The following is a 20,907-nucleotide window of genomic DNA, read 5'->3' on the forward strand; positions in this document are numbered from 1 at the left end:
GAATGCTGCTGGTGACCGGGCCGACGGGCAACGTCGGCCACGAACTGGTCGACGTGCTCGACGCGCACTACGACCGAGCGTGGCGGGTCGGCAGCCGACATCGCGAGGACCTGGCCGCATACCGCACTCCGGAACGCGTCTACCTGGATTTCTTTGATCAGACGACATGGGCCGGGGCGCTCGCCGACGTCGACGCGTTGTTCCTGTTGTTCCCCCTGCCCGGCAATCGCGCCGCTCGGCGGGCGATCATCCCCTTCATTCATGCCGCCGAGCGGGCCGGGTGCCGCCACGTCGTCTATGTTTCGGTATTCGGCGCCGACCGGGCCAAATTCATCCCGCACTACAAGGTGGAGGACGCGCTCCGGAGTTCGTCGATGGCGTACACCGTATTGCGGTGCAGCTTCTTCATGCAGAACCTGCACCGAGCCATCTCCACCCACGGCACCGACATCGTGGACACGGGGGAGCTGTTCATTCCGGCCGGCCGGGGTGCGACGACGTTCATCGACGCCCGTGACGCCGCCGAGGTGGCCGCCGAGGTTCTCGCCGACACGACCGTCCACCGCAACGTGGTGTATCACCTGACCGGCCCTGCCCCGCTGACCATGAAACAGGTCGCCACCGAGCTGACGGTCGCGCTGGGCCGCCCGATCCGCTACACCGATCCGAGCCTCATTGCTTTCGCGCGGCGGTTGCGCCACCGTGGAGTCGGCTGGGACACGATCGGATTCATGGCCGCCGTGTACACGTTGACCAGGTTCGGCCGCAATCAACCGATTACCGGTGACGTCGAACGACTGCTGGGTCGTCCGCCGCGCTCGCTGAGCAACTTCCTTGCGGACTCGGCGTGGCGCTGGCATGAACGCGCCTGGACATAGCCGCATCGACGGCGTTGAATTCTTGGGATCGGTAGCCAGGTGGCGCTGCTCTACTCGCGACAAGACAGAAACGCGGTAGGGGAGGCACGACATGAACGCCAACAACAATTCAGGCGCGGCGCGCCAGTTCGTCGCGCAGCCACCCTTCTGGGGATCCAAGGTCGCCTCCTTCACCACCCCCGCCTGGCAGAACAACCCCGCCAAGGCATATCTGTTCACGATCGTCGGGGTTTTCGCCTTCACGGGAGCGCTCTGGGCCCTGTTCTTCGGCATGCAGTCGCTCACCGAGGATGGGTCGGAGTGGATCCAACGAGCGTCAACGCACGGACTGCAGCTGGGCCTGCTTGTTCTCCTCTTCGGCGGTGTCTACGGCTGGACCCGTTGGTCTCGAGACAAGAAGATCGTGGTGTCCGCCACGAGCGACGCCCTTACAGTCACCACCCGGCCCGGCGACGTGTATCCCTTCACCGAAGCGCAACTGGGGACCTGGGGTGTGACCGGTGGCCACACGATGGGCACGGCGCTGCACTTACACTGCGGCTCAAAGCGATTCGCTCTCGGTGGTCGAGACCGACGTGTCGCTGCCGGCACTCGGCTCGATGCGCCCGACGCGGGCTATGGCTTGCCGATTGACGTCGACGCCTGGTTGTCGGCAGAGGACTTCGACGCGCTGCTCGCCATCGTCAGCAGCCGCAGCGGACTGGATGTCCGACGGCCAAGCGCCGACGAACCAACCCGCTGCCTGCTGTTCACGAATTCGCTGAAACTACAGGAAATCAGCTCGTTCTCGATCCGTAAGCAGTGGCAGTTCACCCGTTCCCTCAGCACAGCCCGGCTGGCCATCGACATAGGCGTCAACTCGATCCGAGTGATCGATCCGACCACCGCAGCGGTCATCGCCTCCGTCTCACCCCGGCAGGTGAGCGCACAGCCGGTGGTGTTCCGCCCGATGCAAGGGCGGCATTGGTTCCCCACCCTCGGGAATGCGATGAGCGATGCGGCGACCGATTACTGGTCCACGTCACCCGGGATGCGCATCACCATTCCCGGTATGGAACCGCTGACGGTTGGATGCCGCGACACCGCAATGGGTTTGGACTTCCGGTTCGCATGGCCCGGTGGTGTGCCCACTGTTGCCGCGCGCGCCGACTACGAGGTCTCGGGGACCGATTGGCTGACCCTTGTCGAGACATTCGGCTTGGCATCACATCTGCAACACCGCGGCGACAGGAGTTCACGATGAATCGAGTGAGTGCAGTTCTGACAACAACTTTCGCAGCGCTCGCGGCCTTGGGGCTGAGCGCGGCCCCCGCCCTGGCGGCCCCGCCGTCAGAACCACGCACGTGGTGCCCCGGTGACGACCCAGGCGGAGGACCGGGTGGTCCCTTCAATTCTCCCGGTCCGCCCAACTGGGACTGGAACATCTGCCACACCTTCTACATCGTCAACTGGGGCCAGGGCAACGTGGGCCCGATGATCTGGGACGGACCGAACCCGCCGCCGGACAATCGCGGTCCCGTGGGGCCATGCTCGCTCCTCGACACCAGGGGCTGCAACTAGGTCCCGTCATCCCTGCCGGTCACGGGTGGTCCGGGTCTGTTCGCGCAGCCTGGTGTTCTCCGATCGGAGATGCCCATTGTCGCTTTCCAACAACGAGTTTCGGTGCTCCAGATCCAGAATCTGGGCGACGCCGGCGAGATTGACGCCCGCACCGACGAGCAGGCTGATGCGCTCCAGTCGGACGACGTCGTCGTCGCTGTACCGTCGCGTCCCGCCGTCGGTCCGTGCGGGCGTGAGTAGTCCGCGGCGCTCGTAGAGCCGCAGCGTCTGCGGGTCGATTCCGGTCAACTCCGCGGCCACGGAGATGCCGTACACGCCGCGCGCCGATCGGTCCGCCGACTCCTCGCGCATAAACCCTCCGTCCAAAAATCTCCCCAAACATCCTTGCACACTGCTGCATCGGGTGCTATAAGAAATTTATGGCACAAGCCATAGATCTATCGGCCGAGGAGGGTAGACATGTTGATGCGCACCGATCCATTCCGCGACGTCGATCGCCTCGCCCAGCAGGTGCTGGGCACCGCCGCCCGCCCCGCCGTGATGCCGATGGACGCGTGGCGCGAGGGTGACACGTTCGTCGTCGAATTGGACCTTCCCGGCGTCGACCCCGACTCGCTGGATCTCGACGTCGAACGCAACGTGCTCACCGTGCACGCCAAACGCCCCGCTCTCGACAGCGAGCGCGAAATGGTTGCGGCGGAACGCCCACGAGGTGTCTTCAGTAGGCAGCTGTTTCTTGGCGAAACGCTCGACACCGAACGGATCGAGGCCGACTACAGCGGCGGTGTTCTCCGGCTGACCATCCCGGTGGCGGAGAGGGCGAAGCCGCGAAGGATCCAGATCTCCACCCGCGACGAGAAGAAGTCCGTCAACGCGTGACATCGGGTGGTGAGCGACGTGCCAACGAGCATTGCATGGACAGTCGAGCCACTCGTCGAAGCCGAAGCGGTCGTCGAGGCTGAGTGGATACGCATTCTCGAGGAGCAGAGCGCGGACCCGAACGACGCGATAACCCGTGAGAGGCCCGCGCTTCGGCGAGTTCCGATAGGCACCGCGGTGGCGGCGGCCACTGACCCGCGCCCGGGCCTCGGTCTCTCGGCGGGCGGGTGCGCGGTGGCACCAAGACAACGAGGGCAGGCGCGCGTGTGGCCTACCCAGAGATCGCCTCCGCACCCCGGGTGCGACGGTGTTTCTCAATGTGTCAGGACTATCAGGGAGGTGATGCTTTTCCGAAGTCTCCGAACAATTTCGAACAAGTTCAGCCAAGCCGCCCAGGTCTCATGAACGTCGAATCGCACAGACCGACAGACGCCGGTCACGGCGACCTGCCATCGACATGGCATTGACACGCGCGGCGGCTACGACACCAACGCCCAATCTGAGTGGCGGGGCCGGGAACCCCCGGCCCCGCTTCAGACGCTTTCTCATGCAGGAGAATGCGGTGAACACCGAAGATCCGTACGCCGTGCTGGGAGTGTCGCCCGGCGCGTCGCAGGCCGAAATCGTCCGTGCGTTTCGTGCCCGGTTGCTCGCGACTCACCCCGACACGCGCGACCCCATGTCGGCACAGGGAGCCGACACCCGTTTGCAACAGGTGCTGGCCGCCTACTCGAGGCTGCGCACCCACGCCCCGGCCGCCGCACCGCAGCAACCTACGGTCACCTCTGGCCCAGTGAACATCACTGTCAGACATCATGATTCCGGTGAGGCCCCGACGCGCGACCCGACGCCGCCGCTTCGGGCCGGGCCGGTACGTCGGCACCGTTGACGCGCGGGCCCTGCTGCCGACGGCTGCTGGGGTCAGCTCACGCCAGTGCGTGCGCTCCACTCAGGCGTACGTTCCCGCGTCGCCTCGGCGAGTGCCTTGCGGGTGTCGTCGGCGTTGAAGTCTTTGCCGTACACCGGTGTTCCCGGTTGCTGACGCCACGACTCGGATACCGGACCGGCGTTCACCGGCTCGAAGCCGAGGCGATCGACGATGCCGTGAATCAACTCGCGGCCGGGGCCGTCCTCTCCCGCGATGGGCAGTGCGATTCGGTGAGGTGAGCCGGTCGGACGGCCGCTCTCGAGCAGGTGCTTCCACCAGATCCCGTTGAACACCTTGTACACCGGCGCGCCGATTTCCTCTGCGACCCAGGCGCTTTCGACCTGACCATCCTCGATCGCCGCGATCTCGCCGTCTCGCTGTTGCGGGTAGTAATTGTTCGTCTCGATCACCGGGGCGCCCGGTCTGCGGGCGTCAACGATTCCGTCGGCAAGGTCGGGAACGTTCCTTTGCGGAATGCTGATCACGACGAGGTCGGCATCGGCCGCCGCGTCCTTGGCCCACACCGCCGTCGCGCCGGTCTCCTTCTCCAGGTCGGCGAGGGTTTCCGGAGAGCGCGAATTCGCCACGTTCACGTCGAAGCCGAGTTCGCGAAACCGTCGCACCAATGTGCCGCCGATATGACCCGCCCCGATGATTCCGATCTGCATGACGACCTCCGTGTGGTTGCGACTCTTGTGGGCGCAACGGAGGGCACGTGCTCGCTATTCCGCATCTCGCCGCCGATCACTCGTCGGGGTCGTCTCGCAGGGACTCCGCGACGCTTCGCAGTGCGGTTGCGGCGTCGGAAAGCGAGCGCACGGTCGAGACGGCCTGGGGCGCCAGCCTGGTCAGCGGCCACAACGCCGCTCCGGTGACCAAGCTGAAGACGCCTTGAGCTATCGACTCCGGGACGCTTGGGGGGTCCATCAGATCGTTCTCGGCAAAGGGACCTGCGTCGGCTGATGTCATGGTGGGGGTGAACTTGCGGAGCGACCGGCCCACGGTGCGCAACGAATCGACAGCGGCGAGAAGTGAGCCGCGGCTGGTGATTTCGGCACGGAGATCTTCGACGGAGACGCCGAGATGTTCCGCCAGCAGATCGTCTCTCGCGTAGGTGATCTCACCGGCGATCACCTCGTGGCCGCTCACACCAGGCACCGCTTCCAGAGCCACGTCACATTCGCTGTCGAAGCCCAACGACCGATTGTTGAGATTGGACGACCCGATCCGCAGCAGGCGGTCATCGATCACCATCACCTTGGAGTGGACGTAGACCGGAACACCGCCGGCGGCCACCGGCCAGTACACACCCAGGCGACCGTGAGTGTCCGCGTCCCACAGCAGCCGAAGCAGGCGCTGCCTCGCGCTGTCCATCGATTGCTGCTCCAGCCTGCTCTCAGAACTTCGCGGCAGGATGATGATGATCTCCGGCCCTTCGGGTTTCACCAGTTGCGCGGCGAGCGCCCGGGCCAACCTGCGTGCAGCCAGATACTGGTTCTCCAAATAGATGACGTCCTTGGCAGCAGCGACAGCGGCCAGATTGAGTGCCTCGACCTCTCTGACCTCCTCGCGTTCCGATAACGCGGGCAGCGTTCGTGCAATGCCGATGTCGACGTCACGCAACAGCCCCACGACAGCGGGCGGCCAGATATCGCGCCGTGCCGCGATCGGCTCGAGTAGCTCGCCGGTGGCGGCGTGCCAACGGTCGCGCGCCTGCTCGGCGAGGGCGCCTGCCGCGTCACCGTCACAGACCGTCGCCACTTCGTGCCGCGGTCCATAGGGTTGCCCCGCTCCTTTCCTGCGCGGGTCGTCACCCAGGTGCATCCGCGTGTCCCAGCGTCCAAGAGTGAGGTCGATGCCGCCGCAGAATGCGATGGCATCATCGGCGACGACGATCTTCTGATGGTGGACCGCGCCGGGCGGGTGTGCGCCGTCGACCGCAAAGTGCATGCGGGGTGGGGTGATCACATTGAGCAGGCCGACCGGTGCAATACCGAACCAGAATCCGTCGAAGGCGGGCAGCAACCGCAGATTCGACTTGAGCAGATAGACCCGCAGGTCCGGCCGCCGCCATACCAGCCAGTGCAGGAAGGTCCCGAGGTGATTGGGGCCGGGCAGCGATTTCTTGTCGGCCTCGAAGGCGGTCCGGTAATCGAAATCCCAGCCGATCAGCATGATGCGGCGCCTGGCGCGCAGCATCGCCGACTTCACATCGGCGAGGTAATCGGCACCGTCGACGATGCGGCTGAAGCGATCCGAGCGGGCGGTGCGCCAGCAGGTTTCGCCGGGCCTCAGAATGCGATCGGGTGGTTCAGACCGTCTGTCGCTCATGGAACGTCCTCACGCTGCCGTTCATCCCGCACGGTCAGAATCGTCGCTCGGCACGTCGCACCGCGTCGACGACCTCGGCATTACCGCTGAATTCGACGCGTATGTCGTTGCGGCCGAAGGCGAATAGCAGCAACTCGCCGGGGGCGCCGGTGACCGTGACCCCAGGGCCTGTCCCGAACCGCGCGAGCACGGCACCGTCCGTCTCGAGGAGTGCGACCCGTGCGGGCACGCCCGGCATGAGGACTGGCGCGAAAAAACGCGTCAGGCGCCGGAGCGCTCCGACGGTGCCGTCATCGAGCGCTCGAGGTGTCCACCCGCCGGCGGCGCGACGAACGTCTTCGTGATGGACAAACATTTCGTGGATGTTGGCGACGCGGTCGAGCCAGCGCAGCGGCGAGTAGGGGGGCGGGCCGGACGCCAATCGATCGACCAACTCAGGCCAGCTGTGGCCGGCGGCGATCTGCGTTTCGATGCGATGTCGTCGCTCGGCGAACCGCGGCACGCCGATGCCCAACAGAGCGTCCGGTCGCCGCTCGCGGGCGATTAGGTGCGCGACGAGCTGTCGAGTTGTCCACCCCGGGCACACGGTCGGTGCGTCGGGGCCGACCGTCCGCAGGGTATGGACCAGTGCCGCGCGTTCTTCGCTGGCGACCGACATTGTCCGACCTTAACCGCTCGCCGCGGGCCCTTCGGGGGACGTCGACTCCGCTCGGCCGATTCACCGAGAGGTCGTGACCTCCACCACGTTGCCGGTGAACCCGCTTGCTTGCGCGCAAGCAAGGCGATACCGTCGCAGCATCAGCCAGTACCGATCAGGAGTCGAGATGACAGTCGAGCCGACCAGCCCCGCCCCGCTTGCCACCCAGCGTTTCCCTGGCGAGTTCGTGTACTTCGACGTCAAGGACAAGCCCTTCGCCGGCGCCCTGACCGCACGCTTGTCCAAGCTCGCGGGTGTCGACGTGACACTCGATGATGACCTAGCCGATGCGATGGGTCGCAGCCTCGATGCCGGCGACCGGCTCGGCGACGCGTGGTACGCGGATGCCCGCAGCCGCGGGTCGGTCCGCGCGGCGCGCGAGGAGTTCAACACCGCCCTCGAGCACGGAGTCGACGCCGTCACGGATCCGTCGCCGGCGCTGATCGCGTTGTTCGACCAGATCAACACCGAACCGGATTGGCTGGACTGGGACCTTCTCGATCGCGGCGCGCGAGTCTTTCGGCGGTACGGGAAAGAGCTCTACCCCTATTTCGGCATGGCGACGTTCTCGGGCTACCGAACGCCATCGGTGACCAAGCCGCTCATCCTGACCGGCGCCTACACCGGCAACTCCGCCCTCAACAGATTCTGGGAGACCTGCAAGCACTGGACGGACACCAGCGAACCCGACGGCATGCGACGCGATAACCCCGGTTACCTGACGTCGCTGCGAGTGCGGCTGCTGCACTGCATGATCCGGTCCCGGATCGTCGGTCACGCAGAGTGGGACCGTGCCCGGTTCGGGGTGCCCATCAGTCAGTTCAACATGTTCAGCACGCTGATGGCCGGCTCGGTGATTCCCGGTCATGACCTGAAACGTCTGGGCTACCGCACCAGCGACGACGACATCGTGGCGCTCATGCACCTGCAGCGCTACATCGGCTACGTGATGGGCGTCGACCCGCCGTGGTACCCGGAGTCGATCGAGGACGGTTATCGAGCGATGCGGTTGATCGCGCTGGCGCAACGCACCAGCGACGACGACGACAGTCGCGCTCTGTGCTGGTCGTTCATGGACACCTACAAGCCCCCGGCGGACTCCAGAGGTGTGAAGCGGCTGGCCGCCGAGCTCAACTACCGCGCCCAGCTAGGTCACGCGTACTTCTACACGCCCGCGTCCTACACGAAGTCAGGGTTCCCGCCGGTCGGGCCGTGGCGTTACGCTCCGCTGGCGCGCTTCGTGCCGAACTTCATCAGAGAGACGGCGTGTCAACATGTTCCGGCTATCGCGCGCCGAATCGATGATCGGCACCGGGCGTGGCGCCGCGCGGAGAACGCGCGCACGCTCGGCACCGGCCGGGGCAGCTTCAGCCCAGTCGAGACGCTTTCGCGCTAGCGTCGACACCGTGGTCGGGCCCAGGGAAGCGGCGCGTCGGAATCAGATTCTCGAGGTGGCCACAACGCTGTTCGCTCAGCAGGGATACCGCGAGACCAATCTGGCGCAGATCGCCGACGAACTCGGCTTCCGGCGCCAAGCGGTCTACCACTACTTCCGTGCCAAAGACGACATTCTCTATGAGCTGATCGCCGAGGCGGGGGAGGCGATGACGTCATCGGCGGGCCCCATCTTCGACTCCGACAGCTCGCCGGAAGTGAAACTGGCCGAGCTCGTGCGCAATCACGTCCGGGTGGTGTCGTCTGACCCGAGCCGGTTCCGTATCCAGTTCAACGAACTCAACAAGTTGAGTGGCGATCGCGCCAAACCGCTGCAGGACGGGATCTCGGCATACATTCACCGGATCGCCGACGTCATCCAGGACGGTCAGCGCGCAGGCGTGTTCTTCGACGGCCCGCCCACATCGCTGGCATTACTGATCATCGGGATGTGCAATTCGACGACCGAATGGCGCGACGGCGCGCGGACGAAGGCGTCAGTCGACGAGATCGCCGACAACGCAGCCCGTCTGGCGGTCGTCGGACTCACCGGGACGCGCGGCTGAACGCGCCGGCTTCGTCTATCCCGGTTGCGCGAACTCATCGCCCCAACCGGCGTTCGTCACCACCTCCGCGAACGTGAGTCGGTGCGCGTCATTGACGAGCTGGTGGACATGGGCGGGGAATGAAAACGGCGGAGCCTTCATCGGATTGGCTTGAGTGCCGCGGGCGATAGCCTGGGTGATCGCGAAGCCGAGGTTGTGTCTGGCCCATGCCGCGAGGACGCGATCAGCGAAACCCTTGGGTAGACGGTCCCGCTGTGAGCCTGCGACATCGAGGTCAATCCCGCTGTGGCAGACGGCTTGTTCGGTACCGAAACGGTGCCCCAAGCCGATGCTGGTGTGCAGCGCAATCGACTGCCACACCGTCGTCACTCGGTCGTCGGTGAGGCCCTGCTCACGGAGGAACCGCGCTGCGGCATCGGCGCCTTCGACTTCGAATCGCTGATCGCCGGCTCCGTACTTCGTGAGGCCGAGGTCATGCAGAACCGACGCGAGGAACACGACCTCTTCGTCATAGTCGACGCCGCCGCGCAATCCGTCAGCAGCCGCCAGTTCCCGAGCGAACAGATAGCTGCGCACGCAATGGTTGTGCAGGAAGTCTGGCGAGACGTCGGAGGCCAGCTCGACCGCCGCAGCGCAGACTGTTGAATCGGGCAAGCCCCACTGTGCCGTGTCGGTGGTTACGTGATCGGTCATACCGCCACGGTGCCCCCACCGAAACATATGCGCCAGTTCCTATGTGGCCAACAAGCGCCGGATTCCGGACATCTCGCTCGGTCGCGGTTGCATTCTAGGCGAAGAATCGCCGCAACTGATCAGCGATGACTCGGGGATTGCCGCCGGAATCTTGTGCGCCGCCGTGATTGAGCCCCGGAAGTTCGATGCGCGTCGCCGCGGGCAACACGCTTTGCAACGCGTCGAGGGTGCCGGTGAAAAGTGTGGGAGCGCCTGTGCCGCAGAGAAGTAGAACGTCGGCGGTCACGTTCTGGTAGTCGTCGAGGAGGGTGCCTTCGGTCGACTTGACGACGTTCAACTCCTCTTTCCACGCGATGATCAAGTCACGCAGCGAGGCGTCGTCGCCGGTGACCCTCTTGGCGTCGGCCCACAGGATCGCCCGGCAGATCAGCGGCTGAGTCATGATCGTGCCCAACAGACGAAGCGGCGCGGCGACCTGCTGTACCCGGGGGTCGCCGTCGGCGGCACCCTTGGCCAGACTCGCCATCGCGTCGGCGATGTCGCCGCTGTCCACGAGACGCTGCCCACGGTCGATGGTGGTCTTGAACTTGTCGAGGTCCGGCTGTCCGACGAACAGGACCGGTTCGAAGACAGCGACTTTGCGTATCGCCGGAACGGACATCGAGGCATGTAGCGCGAACAGGCCACCGTCAGCGGCGCCGAAGACATTCTCCGCGCCGGTGGCGGCGATGATGGCTGCGAGGTCTTCGTCCTCACGTTCGATGCAGTAGTGCGGACCGTACGGTCCGCTCATCCCGCGGCCGCGCCGGTCGGGCAGGTAGACGGTGAACTCTTCAGCAAGAGCGCCTGCCAGTTTCATGTAGTGCTGAGAGCCCAGCGCTCCGCCATGCTGCAGCACTATGCCGGGGCCGTGACCGAGCTGACGAAAGCCCAACTTCGTGCCGTCTTTCGATGCCACAAAGTGTTTCTCGTACGCACCCGGCATTGCGCAACCTCCCGCTCCCCTGGGACGATTCGAGGCGATATGTAGCGCCGGTACTGCGATAATCCTATTACCGACAGCGGGGGTGGCTGATGGTGATTCAGCAGCGGGTGGAGGTTTCAGAACCCGTCCGCCGGGAGCCGGCTCAACTCTGGCACCCGGGCGAGGGCGAGACGGTCGAGAGACCGGAGGGTCTGGCCGCGCCGCCGCCGTTGACCCCGCCGTCGGAGGCGGATCGTTATGTGACCGTTGACGAGCGGGTCGGGAACACCATCGGGGTCGTCTTCGCTGCATGGCCTGTTGTCGACGAGTTCGGGCTCCGGTTTCCGGACCAGCCCGAAGCCGCCTGGTTCGACGCCGATGATCTCCAGGCTGTCGTCGACAGGCTCCGCTCCCAGGCCGGAGATATGCTGCGGCCCTTACGGATCGGCGACACATTCTGGGTGCACGGTTTCTCTGCGGAGTCGCCGAGCGACTGGGAAGCTCTGCGAGACATCACCTCGCAGGCGCGGACGATGGCCAAGGTCGCCGTCGCCGTGGCAGCGCTGGGCGAGGTCCGGCCGCCGGTGGATGACATGACCCTCGCCGCCGACGACGAATATTCGGGTGTGACAGAACAGGTCGCCCAAATGCCAGGGGGGCCGGCGACGGCCCGTCCGACGATCTGAGCGGGCCTCGATGAAACCGCTGCCGCTGGAGGACCACCGACTGACCGCGGCCGACTTCGTCGATGCGGTCCGAGACAATGACCTCGTCTACTTCTGCCTGAGCGTCGGAGATGCCGACGCTCAAGTGATTGTGTTGCCCCTGGGACCCGACGGCATCCGCCGGGTGATCGTCGTCGATGCCGGTGTCACCGACAAGGTCATCGATCTTCTCGACACGCTGGAACAGGTGGGCCTCATTTCATTCGCCAACCCGGCGGACGCCACCATCGCGCTCGTGGTCGCGACCCATCCACACCACGATCACATCGCAGGTATGGCCCAACTCTTTCAGGCCCGCGGTGAGCACGTAGCCGAGGTGTGGGAGCCCGGGTTCTTCCACACCGCCGCGTCCTACCAGAACATGCTTCGAGAGATCGGTACCCGCACGAACATCGTTTACACCCAGCCGACCAGCGGAATGCATCGTTTCTTCGGCCAGGTCGCGGTGACAGTGCTGAGCCCCTCGATTCACCTGCGAAACCGTTTCGACACTTACGGAGTCGAGATCAACGACTCCTCGATCTCGTTGCGGATCGAGCATCCCGCCCGCGCGCTGGCCGACCTCGCCTCGCTCGGCGGACAGTCCAACTGGGCGGCCAACCCGGCCTCGGCGACGCTGATCCTCGGCGGCGACGCCCAGACGTTGTCCTGGTCGTTCGTGGCGACCGACTTCCCGTTCCTGGCGGCATCGGGCAGCGCGCAGGCCAGGGCGATCGCGGCCGCGACGGGGAACCGAGACCTGCTGTCGGCCGACGTTTTCAAAGTTTCGCACCATGCGTCGAAGCACGGCGTCAACTTGGAACTCGTCGAACGCATCCATCCTGCGATCACCCTGGTGTCGTCGACTGCCAGCGGCACGAAATACGGCTTCCCCCACACCGTGTCTCAGGAAGCCATTCGGGAGGCACTCGATCCCGTCGCGAGCAAGCTGAACCCTGCCACCGGGCTGCCCAAAGATCACAAATCCGACGCCGAGTTGCGCATTTTCTACACCAGCGATACCACCACCGCACCGGACAGTCCCGACGCCGGATCCTTCGGCCTGCTACTGCGGGGACGGCGTCGGGAGTTGTGGCGCTTCGGCGACCGTCCGACCCAATCGGTCGACTTCAGCCGCGCCAAACTGTGGACCTAGATTTTCGACCCCGCTCGGCTGCTAGATAACGATTTGAAACCTGTTGCGTTGCAACATGAGACACGACAGCAAACATTTTGGTCCGCGACATTATGGTCGTCTGGTGCACCGGCGAACTGCTCTCAAGCTCCCGTTGTACCTGGCAGCGGCCGCGGCGCTGACCAAGATTCCCGTCGCCTCCGCTGCGGCGAGTCGATGGTCAGCAGATCGCGCGAACGCCTGGTACGCGCAGCAAGGCTGGTTGCTTGGCGCGAACTATGTCACGTCGACCGCCGTCAACCAGCTGGAGATGTTCCAGGCGGGCACCTACGACGCGCGCCGCATCGCGGGCGAGTTGAGCGTGGCCCGGCGCATCGGGATGAACACCATGCGGGTGTTCCTGCACGACCAGTTGTGGGCGACCGATCGGGCCGGGTTCAGCAGCCGGCTTTCCGAATTCGTGGCCATCGCAGCGAGGCACCAGATCAAGCCGCTCTTCGTTTTGTTCGACTCGTGCTGGGATCCCTTACCGAAGGCGGGCCGTCAACGCGCACCCATCAAGGGGGTGCACAACTCCGGATGGGTTCAGAGCCCGGGCGCCCATCGTCTTCGGGACCCGGCCTACACCCGCGTGCTGCAAAGCTATGTCACCGGCGTCGTGGGCATGTTCGCGAACGATCCTCGCGTGCTCGGCTGGGACGTCTGGAACGAGCCGGACAACCCGTCGAAGGACTACAGCGAGGTCGAGCACCAGGACAAGATGGAACTGGTCGCCGCCTTCCTCCCGCATGTCTTCCAATGGGTGCGCGCCGTCAACCCGATTCAGCCATTGACCAGTGGCGTGTGGCAGGGCCACTGGAAGGATCCGGGAAGCCGCAGCAAGATAGCCGGCCTGCAGCTCGAGCACTCCGACATCATCAGTTTCCACAGCTACGCCGAACCCGCTGAATTCGACGCCCGCATCGACGAACTCACCCCGCTGGGGCGCCCGATCATCTGCACCGAGTACCTGGCGCGGAACTTGGGGAGCACGGTCGAAGGAATTCTTCCGATCGCCAAGCGGCGCAACGTCGGCGCCTATAACTGGGGGTTCGTCGCCGGACGCACGCAGACCTATCTGCCCTGGGATTCGTGGCAGCAGCCGTACACCGAGCTCCCTGACACGTGGTTCAGCGATCTGATCCACCCCGATGGACGAGCCCACAATGACGACGAGATTCGCGTCATCCAGAAGCTCGCAGGGGTTGGTCGAATTGCGACGGGCGCACCCGCCGTTCGTTAGGGGGCGCGTCTTCGCGGTGCGGCGGAACGGGGTGGCCGTTCACGCATGTGATCGCGCACGCGACTCATGAGGTCACCGAGTATGTGCACGTCGCCGTCGGAGAGTGCGCCGTACAGCAGGTCGCGGACCACGTCGATGTGACCGGGAAGAACCTTGGCGACCAGCGCACGACCCGCCTTGGTGATGTCAACGACGGTGGCACGCTTGTCATCGGGGCTGCCTTTGCGGACGATCAGTCCCGCCGTCTCCAGCAGTCCTGCCTGATGCGTCAGGCCGCTGCGGCTGTAGACCACACCGTCGGCGAGCTCAGTCATGGTGAGCGGACGCTTGGCGTCGACCAGTTTGGCCAAGACCTCGAACTGCACATAGCTGAGGCCGCCCTCGGCCTGCAACTGTTCCTGCACCGCGTGCTGAAGCAGGCTGACCGCCTCGGTCAGTGCGAAGTAGGTACGCATTTGCGCAGGCTTCAGACCGCTCGCCATGGCGTCATCCTAGTGTTTCAACATCGAAGCAATAAGTAACGCCGCGTGTTCAGCTTTCTCAGCGGCGGGTGAATTGGGTGACGAGCAGATCCAGCCGCTCCGATTCGTTGCCCGGGCGTAGTCGTCCGGTACGGCCGAGGGTGACCAGCCCGTGCAACGTCGCCCAGAAGACCTCGGTGAGCGCGTCGGCATCCTGTTCGTCGGTGACGAGGCTGACCGCGTGACGCAACTCGGTAAAGGCTGCCTCCAGCTGGGGAGGTGTGTCGTCGGCGGCGAAGCGTAGCGCGGTGGTGCGGGTGAACATCGCGTCGTAAACGGCGCGGTTGTCGCGGGCGAAGTCGAGGTAGGCGCGGGCGCTGGTGTGCAACGCCTCGGCCGCCGCGCCTGCCCCGCGGCGAGCGACCCTGATCACCTCGGCGAGCTCGCCGAACCCCTCGATGGCGATCGCATCGGCGATCTGTTCCATGCCGGTGAAGTGCTTGTAGAGGACAGGCTGGCTGTACTCGATCTCAGTCGACAGCCGACGTGTGGTCACGGCATCCCAGCCCTCGTCCTCGGCCAGCCTGCGGGCCGTCGTGACGATCAGCCGCCGCCGGGCGGCGCGCTCACGTTCGCGGCGGTCATCGATGGCCATGCCGAACTCTAGCACCGCTAGAACAGATAGCACCGCTATTGACAGCGAGATCCAACGGGGTTAGCGTTGCTAGCACCTACTCCCGAAGGGTGCTGTGACATGGCTTTGGAGCTCACCAGGATCGCCGCACTGCTCGCGGTGCTCGGGACCGCAGTCGTATACGGCACCGACGTGTTCTGCGCGATTGTGCTTCGACCTGCCCTGGCGTCGCTCGACGACGGTGCGCTGGTCGCGATCATGGGACGAGTGCACCGATATGGGGACCGGCGCATGCGTGTGCCCGGAGTGCTCGGTGTCGTGGCCTCCGCGACGAGCGCGATGCTGGCCGCCGTCAGTGGACATTGGTCGCAGACGATCGCGGCGGGCGCCGCTCTGCTGCTGCTCTTGGCCTGGATAGCGCTCTACACACAGGTGAGCGCGCCGATCAATCGACAACTGACAGCGGCCGTCGATGCCGGCGCAACATTGTCGAATGGACGTGTGCTGCAGACAAAGTGGGATCGCGTCATCGATGCCCGTGCAGCGCTGCAAGGCCTGGCGGTGGCTGCCCTCTGCGTAGTGCTGATGATCCCGTGACCGCCATCGCCATCGGCTATACACTCGCCGGACTCATCGCAGCGGGCATCATCTTCATCGGCGCACGCTTCATCGTCGCGCCGCGCGTTGCGGCCGCCGGCTACGGTGTGCTGCCCGATTCAGAGCAGACGTCGGTTCACGCCTACTTGCGCGCCAAGGGCGTGCGCGACATCGCATCGGGTCTGTTCGTCATCGTCCTGATGGTCGGCGGTGCGACCCACCTCCTCGGCTGGCTGATATTGGCAGCGACCTTCATTCCGATCGCCGACGCGACCATCGTGCTCCGCAACGGCGGCGCCAAATCGATCGCCTTGGGAGTCCACGGCGGCACCGCTGTCGTCATGCCCATCACTTCTGCGCTGCTACTCCTTCCCTAGGCGCGTTCCCTAGGCGCGTTGCTGGACCACCCGAGACCGGCGTCGCGGAATTACTTCGACATCGAAGTAGTTACTCCACTTGAATGCTTCGAAATCGAAGCACTACTGGAGGAGGAGAACATGAAGGCTGTGCGATACCACCGCTACGGAGGCAGCGATGTGCTGCGGTACGAGGAGGCCCCGCGGCCGGTACCTGGGCCGGGGCAGGTTCTGGTGAAGGTGGCGGCGACTTCGTTCAACCCGGTGGACGCCGGTATCCGCGGCGGCTACCTGTCCGACGTGTACGAGATCAGCTTCCCGCACATCCCGGGTGTGGACGTCGCGGGCACGATCGCGGAACTCGGCGACGGAGTCCAGGGATGGAAGGTCGGCGACGCGGTAGTCGCGTTTCTGCCGCTGGACGCTGACGGCGCGGCCGCTGAGTACACCCTCGTGCCGGCCGAGTCGCTGGCGGCCGCGCCGCGTTCGGTGGACCTGACCGATGCGGCAGCGTTGCCCGAGGCTGCGTTGACAGCGTGGCAGGCCCTCTTCGACGTCGCCGGTGTGACGGCCGGACAGACGATCCTGATCAATGGCGCTGCCGGCGCGGTGGGTGGCTATGCGATCCAGTTGGCCAAGCAGGCCGGCGCCGTCGTGACCGCAACCGCCAAAGAGCGTGACGCCGTGCGGCTACGCGGTTTGGGTGCCGACCGAACGATCGACTACATCGACTACAGCTCGTCGCCGGTCGAGATCGAGGGGGCACCGTTCGACGTGGTGCTCAACCTCGTCAGCACAACCGACGAGCAGACCGAAGCGTTGATCGGCGCGATCGCCGACGGCGGCTTCCACGTGGGCACCATGGTTTTCGGGCCGCAGAACCCCGGCCGCGGAGTCCGCTCGCAGCGAGTATTCGTCCGCAGTGACGCCGCGCAGTTGGCGGGGCTGGTCGGTCGCGTCGACGAACGACAGCTGCGCATCGAGGTCGCGGACCGCCGGCCACTGGAACAGTCCGCGGCCGTGCATGAGGACTCCGACGCAGGACGTCTGCGGGGAAAGACGATTCTCCTGGCCGCCACGAGCAATTGACACGGGGCCCAAATGTTGACGGGAGCGACGGAAAATCAAGAGCCCAAGCATATTTCGTGACCTTCCAGTCCGTTTTTGTTATCCCGATCCCACCCGAAGCGCGACAATCACGTCCAATCCCACGACAAGGAGCGACAGATGAGTTGGTTAACCGCCAAGCCTCAGAAGCGCTCAACGCCGCGGGGCGCCGACGTCACTGCTTGTCGCGCCACCGGAGCGGATCGACCTCGAGCGCGGCCCGGTCCCAATCGCCCAAGTCAGCGGCGGCCGCATAGGTCGCGTGCAGAAACTCCAGCAGGGCGCGATCCGGGTCGGCGGCGGTGCGCACCGACTCGTAGGGCAACAGAAACTGCTTGTACTCCGTGCTGTAGAAGGCTTGTTCGGGTTTGACGGGGTAATCGGCGAAACCCGCAGGCTCGGGATAGGCGTATGCGTAGAAAGCGCCTTCGTCACCGCCCCCGGCCCAGAAGCCGCAGCTGCTCAGCTCGTGCGAATAGCCCTCGACCATCACCCAGTCGCCGCAGTTCGGCGCGCCGCCCGGATGCTCGGGTGCGGTGCGACCGGAGAACCGGGTGCACGCCAGATCCATGGCGCCCCAGAAGAAGTGCACGGGGCTGACTTTCCCGAGATAGTGCGAGCGGAATTCGTGCAGCACGCGGTCCGCGGACACGAGTTGACGCCAGAACAGATGCGCCGCCTGGGCGTCATAGGAGGCGTGCGTGTGGTCGTCGGCGAACGGGATCGCGGGATCGACTTCGTTGGGGCTGGCCCGAAGCTGCACAGTGATGCCGAGTTCGTCGAGCGCAGCCATCACTTCGGCATAGAAGGCGGCGACCGACTTGGGTTCGAGCGCGATCTGACGGAGGCCGCCGTCACTGCAACGGATGTGCAGCCGGTGCTCGATGAAGTCGAACTCGATGTCGAAGACGCCGGCTTCGTAGGGAATCGCCGAGGTGGTCAGGCCTCGCGGACTCACGTACAGGGTGACCTGCCACCAGTGGTTGACCAGCGGTGCGTGGGCGAGGCGTATCTTGCCGACGATCTGTGTCCACATGTGCAGGGTCTCACGCGTGGCAGTCCAGTCATCGACCCGCAACGACGGCCAGTTCTCCGATGCCGCAGCCGCTTTCGTGGTGATATCAGTCATCTACGCACTCTAGCGTTCCCGCTTGGCCGGGGCCGCTAGTCTGCCGAACGGTTGCCCTGGTGTACGGGCGACTCCCAGGTGTAGGGCTCCTCCGGATGGCCGGATCCACCGAGGATGAACGAGCGGTCGCTGCGGTTGGCGCGCGCAATCGTCGCCATCCATGTCGCGACCGTGCTGAAACGGTTGCGCACGCCGGTGAGAAACGCGATGTGGATGAAGCCCCAGCCGAGCCAACCCATCATGCCCGCGAGCTTGACCGGTCCCGCCTGCACCACCGCATGACCGCGGCTGATGTACGCCGCCGACCCGAGATCGCGGTAACGGAAATCCTTGCGCTTGCGTTGAGCGACATCACGCCGAATGCAGGCCGCAGCATGCCAGCCACCCTGCATCGCGTTCTCCGCGACCCCCGGCAACCCGTCGCGACCCGCCAGATCACCGATGACGAATACCTCGGGATGCCCCGGCACCGACAGATCGGGGTCTACGGTGATGCGGCCCGACCGATCGGTGGCGGCGTCCAATTCCTTCGCGACGTGCTTCGCGAACGGCACAGCCTCGACGCCGGCGGTCCACAGCACCGTTCGGGTGGCGTAATCCTGTTTGGGACCACCGTCTTTCGGGCTCACCGTGACGCCGTCGCGCCGGACGTCGGATACGTGCACGCCGAAGTGCAGCTCGACCCCCAACTCCTCCAGTATCCGCGACGCCCGTTCGGACAGCGCCGGCGCAAAGCTCTTGAGCACCCTGTCGCCGCCGTCGAACAGCAGCACCCTGGCGTCCTCCGGCTCGATGCTGTGGAATTCGTTGGCCAGTGAGCGGGTCGCGAGTTCCCGTATCTGTCCGGCCAATTCGACGCCGGTGGGGCCGGCGCCGGTGACGGCGAACGTGAGCCACTGCTCCCGCTCTTGGCCTGGCGGCAGGGTCTCGGCGATCTCGAAGGCGGCGAAGACTCGACGCCGGATGCTGAGCGCATCGTCGAGTGTCTTCATACCGGGCGCCCAGGCGGCGAACTCCTCGTTCCCGAAATACGACTGACGCATGCCCGCGGCGATCACCAGGTAGTCGTAGTCGACGTCGAACTTCGACTCGTCGGGCCGACGGGCCGTGACGCGCCGCGCCTCGGGATCTAGCCGGATGGCCTCGCCGAGCAGTGTCTTGACGTTGCGGTGGCGTGACAGTTCTTCACGCAGCGATCGACTGATCTGGCCGATGCTCAACGTTCCGGTCGCGCACTGGTAGAGCAACGGCTGGAACACATGGCACGCTGCGCGGTCCAGCAGGGTGACGTCCACGTCGACCCGGCCGAGGCGACGGGCGCAGAACAACCCCCCGAACCCGCCGCCGATGATGAGAACTCGAGGTCGCCCACTGCTCATGTAGCAGTCCGTACCCGTTTCGGCGGGTGCTACCCACGGGTTGCCGGGCTCGCCTGATACGACGCGATGTGCCAGTCCTTGCTCGTGCGGATGACGACGACCCGATGTTGAGGTGCACGGTGTCCCGGTCCCGGAAAGCGAAGTCCGCGGCGAGGTAGCCGAGCGCCACATCAGCGCCGAGCCGGCGGGACTCCAGGATCCGGTACTGCACCGTCATGCCGGGCGGCTGCGCGTCGTAGTACTCGAACACCCCCTGCGGCCCGACGCTGTACGGCCGCAGCCCCTGAAAGATGGCGTCATCAGTGAAGACGCCGGCCACCCGGTCTGGATCGTGCGCGTCGATTCCGTCCCTCCACGGGTCCAGTACCGCGCGCAGGATCTCCTCAGCGCCCAGCACTTTGACCACCATCGACATGCAGGATCTCGCCGGTGACGAAGCCGGCCGTCTCCAGGTAGAGAACGGCGTCGACGACGTCGTCGATGTCACCGAGCCGTCCCGTCGGGTTGAGTGTGGCAAGCGCCGCGTGCGTGGACGGGTCGTGCATCGGTGTGTCGATGATGCCGAGCGCGACCGCATTGGACCGGATGCCACGACCGGCATATTCGACGGCCAGCGCCTTGGTGGCGGCGTTCAGCCCGCCCTTGGTCAGCGACGCCAGCGCCGACGGCGCCTGCGAGTTGGCCTGGTCGACCAGGCTGGTGGAGATGTTGACGATGTGGCCGCCGGTCGGCATCACTGCCAGCGCGGCACGAGTGACCTCGAAGAAGCCGCGCAGATTCACGCCGGTGATGGCGTCGAAGTCACTGTCGGTGTATTCGGTGAACGGTTTGGGAATGAAGATGCCCGCGTTGTTGACGACGGTGTCGACCCGGCCGAACCGCTGCATCGCGGCATCGATCACGCGCTGGCCGACACCGGGGGAAGAGATGTCACCCGCGACTGTGAGCACCATCGGATCGTCACTCTCGCCGATGGTCCGCGAGTTGGCGACGACCGCGTAGCCCAGTTTCCGGTAACCCTGAACCAGTCCGGCGCCGATCCCCTGGGAGGCGCCGGTGATGACGGCGACCCGTGTCGAAGTGTTCATTGTTGTTCCTTTCCTTGCCATGCCCGGCTCAACGTGCCGAGATAGGGCGGCTATGCCTGGCAGACGAGACGAATCACCTCCCTGCTGGGAGGCCGAGGCTATTAG

The 20,907-nt window shown here is 65.4% G+C and carries 24 protein-coding genes; 13 read left to right on the forward strand and 11 right to left on the reverse strand.

Going from position 1 to position 20,907, the window contains the following annotated elements:
* Window positions 1-11: 11 nt before the first annotated feature.
* The 3 genes from G6N36_RS21440 (at window position 12) to G6N36_RS21450 (ending at window position 2,438) form a co-directional block, all read left to right on the forward strand.
* Window positions 12-878, forward strand: coding sequence for an NAD(P)H-binding protein (locus G6N36_RS21440; RefSeq protein WP_163688844.1), 867 nt, complete (start codon window positions 12-14; stop codon window positions 876-878).
* Between the two features lie 91 nt (window positions 879-969).
* Window positions 970-2,121, forward strand: a complete 1,152-nt coding sequence (locus tag G6N36_RS21445; RefSeq protein ID WP_163688845.1) for a hypothetical protein — start codon at window positions 970-972, stop codon at window positions 2,119-2,121.
* Between the two features lie 5 nt (window positions 2,122-2,126).
* On the forward strand, window positions 2,127-2,438 hold the full coding sequence (locus G6N36_RS21450) for a hypothetical protein (protein WP_163688846.1): 312 nt from the start codon (window positions 2,127-2,129) through the stop codon (window positions 2,436-2,438).
* Between the two features lie 6 nt (window positions 2,439-2,444).
* Here the strand turns inward: G6N36_RS21450 and G6N36_RS21455 are convergent, their stop codons facing one another.
* Window positions 2,445-2,789, reverse strand: a complete 345-nt coding sequence (locus tag G6N36_RS21455) for a MerR family transcriptional regulator (RefSeq protein WP_163688847.1) — start codon at window positions 2,787-2,789, stop codon at window positions 2,445-2,447.
* A 108-nt stretch (window positions 2,790-2,897) separates the two neighbouring features.
* On the opposite strand from G6N36_RS21455, the gene G6N36_RS21460 reads away from it, so the two are divergent.
* Together G6N36_RS21460 and G6N36_RS21465 are read left to right on the forward strand one after the other, a co-directional pair.
* Complete coding sequence (locus G6N36_RS21460) at window positions 2,898-3,317, forward strand: Hsp20/alpha crystallin family protein (protein ID WP_163688848.1); 420 nt, start codon at window positions 2,898-2,900, stop codon at window positions 3,315-3,317.
* 562 nt (window positions 3,318-3,879) lie between these two features.
* A complete protein-coding gene (locus tag G6N36_RS21465; protein ID WP_235690133.1) occupies window positions 3,880-4,206 on the forward strand; it encodes a J domain-containing protein in 327 nt (108 codons plus the stop codon).
* A 32-nt stretch (window positions 4,207-4,238) separates the two neighbouring features.
* On the opposite strand, the gene G6N36_RS21470 is transcribed toward G6N36_RS21465, so the two are convergent.
* The 3 genes from G6N36_RS21470 to G6N36_RS21480 form a co-directional block, all read right to left on the reverse strand.
* Window positions 4,239-4,913 (reverse strand): NADPH-dependent F420 reductase, encoded by a 675-nt coding sequence (locus G6N36_RS21470; RefSeq protein WP_163688850.1) that lies wholly within the window; start codon window positions 4,911-4,913, stop codon window positions 4,239-4,241.
* 76 nt (window positions 4,914-4,989) lie between these two features.
* On the reverse strand, window positions 4,990-6,576 hold the full coding sequence (locus G6N36_RS21475) for a phospholipase D-like domain-containing protein (RefSeq protein ID WP_163688851.1): 1,587 nt from the start codon (window positions 6,574-6,576) through the stop codon (window positions 4,990-4,992).
* Between the two features lie 34 nt (window positions 6,577-6,610).
* Window positions 6,611-7,234: a TIGR03085 family metal-binding protein gene (locus G6N36_RS21480; RefSeq protein WP_163688852.1), complete on the reverse strand. Its 624-nt coding sequence runs from the start codon at window positions 7,232-7,234 to the stop codon at window positions 6,611-6,613.
* Between the two features lie 166 nt (window positions 7,235-7,400).
* Between G6N36_RS21480 and G6N36_RS21485 the strand changes: the two genes are divergently transcribed.
* A complete protein-coding gene (locus G6N36_RS21485) occupies window positions 7,401-8,669 on the forward strand; it encodes an oxygenase MpaB family protein (protein ID WP_163688853.1) in 1,269 nt (422 codons plus the stop codon).
* Window positions 8,670-8,679: 10 nt separating this feature from the next.
* Complete coding sequence (locus G6N36_RS21490) at window positions 8,680-9,273, forward strand: TetR/AcrR family transcriptional regulator (RefSeq protein WP_163688854.1); 594 nt, start codon at window positions 8,680-8,682, stop codon at window positions 9,271-9,273.
* Between the two features lie 15 nt (window positions 9,274-9,288).
* Here G6N36_RS21490 and G6N36_RS21495 read toward each other — a convergent pair whose 3' ends face one another.
* Both G6N36_RS21495 and G6N36_RS21500 read right to left on the reverse strand, forming a co-directional pair.
* Window positions 9,289-9,966: an HD domain-containing protein gene (locus G6N36_RS21495; protein WP_163688855.1), complete on the reverse strand. Its 678-nt coding sequence runs from the start codon at window positions 9,964-9,966 to the stop codon at window positions 9,289-9,291.
* A 94-nt stretch (window positions 9,967-10,060) separates the two neighbouring features.
* A complete protein-coding gene (locus G6N36_RS21500; RefSeq protein ID WP_163688856.1) occupies window positions 10,061-10,951 on the reverse strand; it encodes an alpha/beta fold hydrolase in 891 nt (296 codons plus the stop codon).
* Window positions 10,952-11,040: 89 nt separating this feature from the next.
* Here G6N36_RS21500 and G6N36_RS21505 point away from each other — a divergent pair, with 89 nt between their 5' ends.
* From G6N36_RS21505 to G6N36_RS21515, 3 genes are all read left to right on the forward strand, one after another.
* Entirely contained in the window at window positions 11,041-11,616 is a 576-nt protein-coding gene (locus tag G6N36_RS21505; RefSeq protein ID WP_163688857.1) for a hypothetical protein, read from the forward strand.
* A 10-nt stretch (window positions 11,617-11,626) separates the two neighbouring features.
* Window positions 11,627-12,790 (forward strand): ComEC/Rec2 family competence protein, encoded by a 1,164-nt coding sequence (locus G6N36_RS21510; protein ID WP_163688858.1) that lies wholly within the window; start codon window positions 11,627-11,629, stop codon window positions 12,788-12,790.
* 103 nt (window positions 12,791-12,893) lie between these two features.
* Window positions 12,894-14,051 carry a glycoside hydrolase 5 family protein gene (locus G6N36_RS21515; RefSeq protein ID WP_197746612.1) on the forward strand — a complete coding sequence of 386 codons (1,158 nt, stop codon included), beginning with the start codon at window positions 12,894-12,896 and terminating at the stop codon, window positions 14,049-14,051.
* Here the strand turns inward: G6N36_RS21515 and G6N36_RS21520 are convergent.
* Together G6N36_RS21520 and G6N36_RS21525 are read right to left on the reverse strand one after the other, a co-directional pair.
* Window positions 14,048-14,533 (reverse strand): MarR family winged helix-turn-helix transcriptional regulator, encoded by a 486-nt coding sequence (locus G6N36_RS21520; protein WP_163688860.1) that lies wholly within the window; start codon window positions 14,531-14,533, stop codon window positions 14,048-14,050. The genes G6N36_RS21515 and G6N36_RS21520 overlap by 4 nt on opposite strands.
* Before the next feature lie 58 nt (window positions 14,534-14,591).
* On the reverse strand, window positions 14,592-15,167 hold the full coding sequence (locus tag G6N36_RS21525) for a TetR/AcrR family transcriptional regulator (RefSeq protein ID WP_163688861.1): 576 nt from the start codon (window positions 15,165-15,167) through the stop codon (window positions 14,592-14,594).
* A 99-nt stretch (window positions 15,168-15,266) separates the two neighbouring features.
* Here G6N36_RS21525 and G6N36_RS21530 point away from each other — a divergent pair, with 99 nt between their 5' ends.
* The 3 genes from G6N36_RS21530 (at window position 15,267) to G6N36_RS21540 (ending at window position 17,188) form a co-directional block, all read left to right on the forward strand.
* Window positions 15,267-15,743, forward strand: coding sequence for a DUF1772 domain-containing protein (locus G6N36_RS21530; RefSeq protein ID WP_163688862.1), 477 nt, complete (start codon window positions 15,267-15,269; stop codon window positions 15,741-15,743).
* Window positions 15,740-16,120, forward strand: coding sequence for a DUF4267 domain-containing protein (locus tag G6N36_RS21535; protein ID WP_163688863.1), 381 nt, complete (start codon window positions 15,740-15,742; stop codon window positions 16,118-16,120). The genes G6N36_RS21530 and G6N36_RS21535 overlap by 4 nt, the downstream gene beginning before the upstream one ends.
* A gap of 120 nt (window positions 16,121-16,240) precedes the next feature.
* Entirely contained in the window at window positions 16,241-17,188 is a 948-nt protein-coding gene (locus tag G6N36_RS21540; protein ID WP_163688864.1) for an NADP-dependent oxidoreductase, read from the forward strand.
* A 193-nt stretch (window positions 17,189-17,381) separates the two neighbouring features.
* Here G6N36_RS21540 and G6N36_RS21545 read toward each other — a convergent pair whose 3' ends face one another.
* From G6N36_RS21545 to G6N36_RS21555, 3 genes are all read right to left on the reverse strand, one after another.
* A complete protein-coding gene (locus G6N36_RS21545) occupies window positions 17,382-18,335 on the reverse strand; it encodes a DUF5996 family protein (RefSeq protein WP_163688865.1) in 954 nt (317 codons plus the stop codon).
* Window positions 18,336-18,370: 35 nt separating this feature from the next.
* Entirely contained in the window at window positions 18,371-19,714 is a 1,344-nt protein-coding gene (locus G6N36_RS21550; RefSeq protein WP_163688866.1) for an NAD(P)/FAD-dependent oxidoreductase, read from the reverse strand.
* A 383-nt stretch (window positions 19,715-20,097) separates the two neighbouring features.
* Window positions 20,098-20,802 (reverse strand): SDR family NAD(P)-dependent oxidoreductase, encoded by a 705-nt coding sequence (locus tag G6N36_RS21555; protein WP_163688867.1) that lies wholly within the window; start codon window positions 20,800-20,802, stop codon window positions 20,098-20,100.
* Window positions 20,803-20,907: the final 105 nt, after the last annotated feature.

Source organism: Mycolicibacterium gadium (genome assembly GCF_010728925.1).
Classification (GTDB): Bacteria; Actinomycetota; Actinomycetes; order Mycobacteriales; family Mycobacteriaceae; genus Mycobacterium; species Mycobacterium gadium.

Excerpts from the sequence above, each read along its gene's own strand:
- G6N36_RS21445 (WP_163688845.1), top strand. The coding sequence starts at position 970 with ATGAACGCCAACAACAATTCAGGCGCGGCGCGCCAGTTCGTCGCGCAG.
- G6N36_RS21455 (WP_163688847.1), bottom strand. The coding sequence starts at position 2,789 with ATGCGCGAGGAGTCGGCGGACCGATCGGCGCGCGGCGTGTACGGCATC.
- G6N36_RS21460 (WP_163688848.1), top strand. The coding sequence starts at position 2,898 with ATGTTGATGCGCACCGATCCATTCCGCGACGTCGATCGCCTCGCCCAG.
- G6N36_RS21470 (WP_163688850.1), bottom strand. The coding sequence starts at position 4,913 with ATGCAGATCGGAATCATCGGGGCGGGTCATATCGGCGGCACATTGGTG.
- G6N36_RS21475 (WP_163688851.1), bottom strand. The coding sequence starts at position 6,576 with ATGAGCGACAGACGGTCTGAACCACCCGATCGCATTCTGAGGCCCGGC.
- G6N36_RS21480 (WP_163688852.1), bottom strand. The coding sequence starts at position 7,234 with ATGTCGGTCGCCAGCGAAGAACGCGCGGCACTGGTCCATACCCTGCGG.
- G6N36_RS21485 (WP_163688853.1), top strand. The coding sequence starts at position 7,401 with ATGACAGTCGAGCCGACCAGCCCCGCCCCGCTTGCCACCCAGCGTTTC.
- G6N36_RS21495 (WP_163688855.1), bottom strand. The coding sequence starts at position 9,966 with ATGACCGATCACGTAACCACCGACACGGCACAGTGGGGCTTGCCCGAT.
- G6N36_RS21500 (WP_163688856.1), bottom strand. The coding sequence starts at position 10,951 with ATGCCGGGTGCGTACGAGAAACACTTTGTGGCATCGAAAGACGGCACG.
- G6N36_RS21505 (WP_163688857.1), top strand. The coding sequence starts at position 11,041 with ATGGTGATTCAGCAGCGGGTGGAGGTTTCAGAACCCGTCCGCCGGGAG.
- G6N36_RS21510 (WP_163688858.1), top strand. The coding sequence starts at position 11,627 with ATGAAACCGCTGCCGCTGGAGGACCACCGACTGACCGCGGCCGACTTC.
- G6N36_RS21520 (WP_163688860.1), bottom strand. The coding sequence starts at position 14,533 with ATGGCGAGCGGTCTGAAGCCTGCGCAAATGCGTACCTACTTCGCACTG.
- G6N36_RS21525 (WP_163688861.1), bottom strand. The coding sequence starts at position 15,167 with ATGGCCATCGATGACCGCCGCGAACGTGAGCGCGCCGCCCGGCGGCGG.
- G6N36_RS21530 (WP_163688862.1), top strand. The coding sequence starts at position 15,267 with ATGGCTTTGGAGCTCACCAGGATCGCCGCACTGCTCGCGGTGCTCGGG.
- G6N36_RS21540 (WP_163688864.1), top strand. The coding sequence starts at position 16,241 with ATGAAGGCTGTGCGATACCACCGCTACGGAGGCAGCGATGTGCTGCGG.
- G6N36_RS21545 (WP_163688865.1), bottom strand. The coding sequence starts at position 18,335 with ATGACTGATATCACCACGAAAGCGGCTGCGGCATCGGAGAACTGGCCG.
- G6N36_RS21550 (WP_163688866.1), bottom strand. The coding sequence starts at position 19,714 with ATGAGCAGTGGGCGACCTCGAGTTCTCATCATCGGCGGCGGGTTCGGG.
- G6N36_RS21555 (WP_163688867.1), bottom strand. The coding sequence starts at position 20,802 with ATGAACACTTCGACACGGGTCGCCGTCATCACCGGCGCCTCCCAGGGG.